At 61.3% G+C, this 1,276-nt stretch carries 1 protein-coding gene and 2 tRNA genes; 1 reads left to right on the top strand and 2 read right to left on the bottom strand.

The annotated features are described in order from the left end of the window. Positions 1 to 666, bottom strand: a 666-nt coding sequence (locus tag AC1DT3_RS21615) for a protein-L-isoaspartate O-methyltransferase family protein (protein WP_477467235.1), incomplete at its 3' end; no start/stop codon positions are given. Positions 667 to 689: 23 nt separating this feature from the next. Continuing rightward, positions 690 to 763: transfer RNA gene (locus tag AC1DT3_RS21610), tRNA-Cys, on the bottom strand. Positions 764 to 981: 218 nt separating this feature from the next. Between AC1DT3_RS21610 and AC1DT3_RS21605 the strand changes: the two genes are divergently transcribed. After that, positions 982 to 1,056 (top strand) — tRNA-Asn (locus tag AC1DT3_RS21605). Positions 1,057 to 1,276 lie beyond the last annotated feature (220 nt).

The following is a 1,276-nucleotide window of genomic DNA, read 5'->3' as shown; positions in this document are numbered from 1 at the left end:
ATCATTGAAAACGAAGACCGGTTTGGGCGCAAATGCCGACAAAACAGGTGCTGCGGCGTTGAACAATCGCCGCGATCCGAACGCGTCGCCGGACCGAACGTACAGGGTCGCCTGTGCAGATCCCCCCTGCCCTTCGACGCAGACGAGACGCCCGCCCTCAGCCAATTGCTGAAGCAATTGCTCAGGACGCACGCCGACAGCGCCGTTGATCAGGATGACATCGTAGGGCGCGCCCTCGGAATAGCCGTTCTCGAGTGGACCGGCTTTGACCGATACGCCCGAAATGCCCGCATCCGCCACGCACCGCGCCGCGGCGGTCGCAAGCGAGTCCGACCCTTCGAGCCCGACAACCGTCGCGCCAAGCTTGGCCATGATCGCAGAGGAATAGCCACGGCCGCAGGCCACATCGAGAGCCTTGTCGCCCGATTCGATCTCGAGCGTTTGGATCATCCGCGCGAGAATCATCGGAGCCAGCATGAACCGGGGCTCCGCGCCGTCACCGACGAGGACGCTCTGGTCGATATAGGCCAGGGATTCGCGGCCGGGCAGAACGAACAATTCGCGTGGAACGTCATCCATGACATCGAGAAGCGGGATGTCGTTGACATCGAAGGTCCGCAACTGGCTGTCGACCATCGTGCGGCGCGCTTGCGCGAAATCGAGCATGGATGCCTCACGCKTAGAAAGATTGGAGGCCTCGGAGGGAATCGAACCCCCGTACAAGGATTTGCAGTCCTCTGCGTAACCACTCCGCCACGAGGCCATCCTGGGGAGCCGCCAATGCGGCGGGTGCTCCATAGCAGAGCGCGGCACTAAAGAGCAACAGCCGAGGATGAACATCTCTCACAGGAAAGGGGCTTGCAACCGCCTGGGCCCTGATATATGCCTCCGGACCTCAGCAACTCGACGGGCTGCTCCGGTAAACCGGGCACTTCGAGGAGCGGATCCGGGGTCTTCCCCGCCTCCGCAATGTGGAGATATTCCGGCGTGGCGCAGCGGTAGCGCAGCGGACTGTTAATCCGTTGGTCGTAGGTTCGAATCCTACCGCCGGAGCCATCTTCACCCATCGCGACGACTGCATCACCTTCCAAATTTGACCGCCCTCGCGCTTCGGCTGTCACAAAGAATGCATTCCCACCCCGTCGACATCCGTCGTTCCGGTCTGCGGTCACGCGGGCTATTCTGTGGCGCTGAGAGTTCCAAGGATCGATGTGACCAAGCCTGTTGATGTGACCAAGCCTGTTGATGTGACCAAGCCTGCTGATCTGATCAAGCC

This window comes from Microvirga sp. P4_G7 (assembly GCF_056401005.1).
The sequence above is the reverse complement of the archived record's forward strand: the minus strand, read 5'-3'. Positions and strand labels throughout refer to the sequence as shown.